We start from the raw sequence: 4,145 nt of genomic DNA on the forward strand, positions 1-4,145 counted from the left end.
ACAAGAGTTATCTGACAAGTTTGCCAAAGCATCGATCGCTGTTGTCAGCGATTATCGAGGTCTGACTGTAACTGAATTTGAAGAGTTGCGCATAGCTTTGAAAAAGTGTGATTCTGAAGTCAAAGTAGCAAAAAACACATTGTTACGTAAAGCGAGCCAGAGCACGCCGTTTGAGTCCTTGAATGATCATTTTAAGGGAACAACAGCGTTGTCTCTTGCTTATGGTGATCCTGTTGCACCAGCTAAAGTTTTGATCGACTTTGCTAAGACTCACTCCAAACTTGCTATCAGGAGTGCTGTTCTGGAAGGGAAGGTATTGACGTTTGAGGACTTGAGTGCATTATCAACACTTCCGAGCAAAGAAGTCCTTCTCGGACAACTTCTTTCTGTCATGCAGGCCGTACCGACTGGTTTTGTTCGCGTACTTAATGCAATACCGCAGAAATTTGTTTACGTCCTTCAGGCAGTAAAGGATCAGAAAGAGCAGTAACAACAACTTTATTTTATGTTGCCGTAATTATACGGCGTTATTTGGATATTTTTGGAGGTAATACCATGGCTGTAACGAAACAAGATGTTATTGATTTTATTGCTAATATGACTGTTCTTGAGCTCTCTGAGATGATCAAGGAAATGGAAGAAAAATTCGGTGTCAGTGCAGCTGCTCCTGTTGCTGTTGCCGCTGCTGGTCCTGCTGCTGCTGCCGCACCAGTTGAAGAGAAGACCGAGTTTGATGTCATCTTGGTCTCTGGTGGAGAAAAGAAGATTCAAGTTATTAAGGAAGTTCGTGCTATTACTTCCCTTGGTCTTAAAGAAGCAAAAGATTTGGTTGAAGGCGCTCCTTCACCGGTTAAGGAAGGTGTTAGCAAGGAAGAAGCTGCTGATATCAAAGCCAAGATCGAAGCAGCAGGCGGCGTTATCGAAATCAAGTAATTTATTATGTGGATACCAACTTGATTCAGGGTTGAATCCACATCTTTACAGCACTAAAACGTTGCGGTCTCCCGTAACGTTTTAGTGCGTTTTTGCATAATATTTCTGGCCAGTTACACCAAAAACATAACCAAAAATAAAGTATCCCGAAAGATTAATGGTTTGTGAAGCGTTGTACTGGCTCTATTGTTGGCAAATGGCGAGGGCAGGTCTGTGATGAAGATGATGAAAAGAGTTAGAAAGAGTTTTGCCAAGATTGGTGAGGCTATTGAAAAACCGCATCTTATCGAGATGCAGCAGCTGTCATATGATAAATTCCTGCAAATAGATGTAGATCCCGATGATCGAGCGGATATTGGCCTCCAGGGGATATTTAAGAACATCTTCCCGATTGAAGATTTTAATGGGGCATGTTCGCTTGAGTATGTTCGTTATACTTTTGGCGAGCCCAAATATACTGTTGAAGAGTGCATTGAGCGCGGGATGACCTTTGAGGTCCCTATAAAAATTACAGTGCGCTTGATCACCTTTGACGTTGATCCTGATACCGAAGTGAAGAGTATCCGTGATATCAAGGAACAGTCAGTGTACCTTGGCAGTCTGCCTCTTATGACTAAGGCAGGAGTATTTGTTGTTAATGGCACGGAGAGAGTTATTGTCAGCCAGTTGCAACGATCACCCGGTCTTTTCTATGCTCACGACGATGGTAAGAACCATTCATTGGGCAAATTACTATACTCAGCGAGGATTATTCCAGTTCGAGGGTCTTGGATTGATCTGGAGTTTGACGCCAAGGATGTGCTTTATGTTCGCATAGACAGACGCCGTAAATTTCCAGTGACTACCCTTCTCAAGGCGTTAGGTCAAAGCGCCGATGACCTTCTCTGTTTTTTTTATCCCACAGAAAAAATCATGCTTGCTGAAGGAAAGATGTTTAAGGCCTTCAGCGAGGAGTTGTCTGTTGGCCAGCGTGCGCCGCACGATATTGTTCACCCGGTAACGGGTGAGCTTTTGGTCAAACATAACCGGAAGATAAGCAAATCACTGGCTAAAAAGATAGTCGAGTCTGGATTTGAACGGATTGAGATTGATCCAGCCACTTTGGTTGGGCAGATCGTTGCTCAAGATATCGTTAATCATGCAACTGGCGAGGTGATTGTCCCTTGTAATGCGGAGATTAGCGAAGGGACATTGGAATCCATTTCATCTGCTGGGGTTGAGTCATTTGTTACTCTGTTTATTGATGGGATCAAGTATACGGACTCTTTCCGAAAGACCATGTCGATGGATAAGGTAAATACTCCGGAAGAGGCGCTCATTGAGATCTATCGACGATTAAGGCCGAGTAGCCCTCCAACCATTGATGTGGCAATGAATTTCTTCGATGGACTCTTTTTTAACCCGGACACATATGATTTGTCGGAAGTAGGGCGCTTTAAAATTAACGCTAAGCTGGGCTTGAATACAGATATTAGTATTCGGACACTGACAAAAGAAGATATTATTTTGTCAATTCGTTATCTCGTGCGTTTGAAAGATGCTCAAGGTCCGGTTGATGACATTGACCATCTTGGTAATCGTCGGGTTCGTACTATTGGCGAACTGGTGGAAAATCAGTATCGAGTTGGTTTGGTTCGCATGGAAAGAGCCATTAAAGAGCGGATGAGCTTGCAGGAAGTGGAGACCTTGATGCCACATGATCTCATTAATCCTAAGCCTATCACCTCTGCAATCAAAGAATTTTTTGGAACCAGTCAGTTATCTCAGTTTATGGATCAGACCAATCCACTGTCTGAGGTTACTCATAAGCGGCGTTTAAGTGCGCTTGGACCTGGAGGTCTTTCCAGGGAGCGGGCAGGTTTTGAAGTCCGCGATGTTCATCCCACACACTATGGTCGGATTTGTCCTGTAGAAACTCCTGAAGGACCGAATATTGGTCTGATAGTTTCTCTGGCGGCGTATGCCCATGTTAATGAGTTTGGATTTATTGAAACCCCGTATCGTCGGGTTGACAATCGAACGATTACCAATGACGTAACGTATTACAATGCCATTGCTGAGCATACTATGGTGATAGCGCCAGCTCAGGCAGAATTGGACGAAAATGGACGGATTGTTCATGACATGCTGATCGCTCGAATGGATGGAGAGGTTGTTAATGTCAAGGCGGATGACATTACTCATATTGATGTATCCCCTAATCAGCTGGTCAGTGTCGCGACTTCATTAATCCCTTTTCTTGAAAATGACGATGCTAACCGGGCCTTGATGGGTTCAAACATGCAACGTCAGGGTGTTCCATTATTGCGTACCGCCGCACCATTGGTTGGTACTGGTTTGGAAAAAACTGTTGCTCAAGATTCCGGGGTGTGCCTGCTTGCTGCTGGTGATGGAGTAATCGAGGAGGTTGATGCTAATCGGGTGGTCATTCGTTATGATCAACCTGGAACTGATGGTTTCACGGCCGGAGTCGGTATCTATCGTCTCGATAAGTATAGAAAATCAAACCAAAATACCTGTTTCACTCAGCGTCCATTGGTTTTGCCAGGGCAGAAGGTGATAAAGGGTGAGGTCTTGGCAGATGGTCCGGCCACAGAAATGGGTGAATTGGCTCTTGGTAAGAATGTCACCATGGCTTTCATGCCGTGGCGCGGGTACAACTTTGAGGATTCAATTCTGATTAGTGAGAGACTTCTTAAGGAAGATACCTACACATCTATTCACATTGAGGTGTTTGAAACCGTTGCCCGTGATACCAAATTGGGGAAGGAAGAGATAACCCGTGATATCCCTAATGTCGGCGAGGAAGCACTTCGGAATCTCGATGAATCAGGAATTGTCAGGATTGGTGCCGTGATTAAAGCTGGTGACACCTTAGTCGGTAAGGTCACACCAAAGGGTGAAACCCAATTATCGCCCGAAGAAAAACTATTGCGAGCAATATTCGGTGAGAAGGCCGGCGATGTAAAGGATACTTCACTGAGAGTCCCACCAGGGATTGAAGGTGTAGTCATTGACGCTAAGGTTTTTTCGCGTAAGGGTGTTGAAAAAGATGATCGCTCCCTTGCCATCGAAGAGTTTGAGATCGTTCGTCTCAATAAGGATTTGAATGACGAGCTAGATAGTCTGGAAAATAGTGTAATTAACAATTTAGCTGATATCCTTGAAGGGAAAAAGGCGAGCGCTGATATTCTTACCAAGAAGTCAGAAGT

General features: G+C 44.3%; 3 protein-coding genes. All 3 read left to right on the forward strand.

Annotated elements, in window-relative coordinates:
* Nucleotides 1–490 (forward strand): 50S ribosomal protein L10 (locus tag FP815_04205; GenBank protein MBA3014139.1); only part of this gene is annotated, 490 nt, incomplete at its 5' end.
* 65 nt (nucleotides 491–555) lie between these two features.
* On the forward strand, nucleotides 556–933 hold the full coding sequence (locus FP815_04210; GenBank protein MBA3014140.1) for a 50S ribosomal protein L7/L12: 378 nt from the start codon (nucleotides 556–558) through the stop codon (nucleotides 931–933).
* 225 nt (nucleotides 934–1,158) lie between these two features.
* The coding region (rpoB, locus tag FP815_04215; GenBank protein MBA3014141.1) for a DNA-directed RNA polymerase subunit beta at nucleotides 1,159–4,145 on the forward strand (2,987 nt) is incomplete at its 3' end.

The organism is Desulfobulbaceae bacterium, assembly GCA_013792005.1.
GTDB lineage: Bacteria > Desulfobacterota > Desulfobulbia > Desulfobulbales > VMSU01 > VMSU01.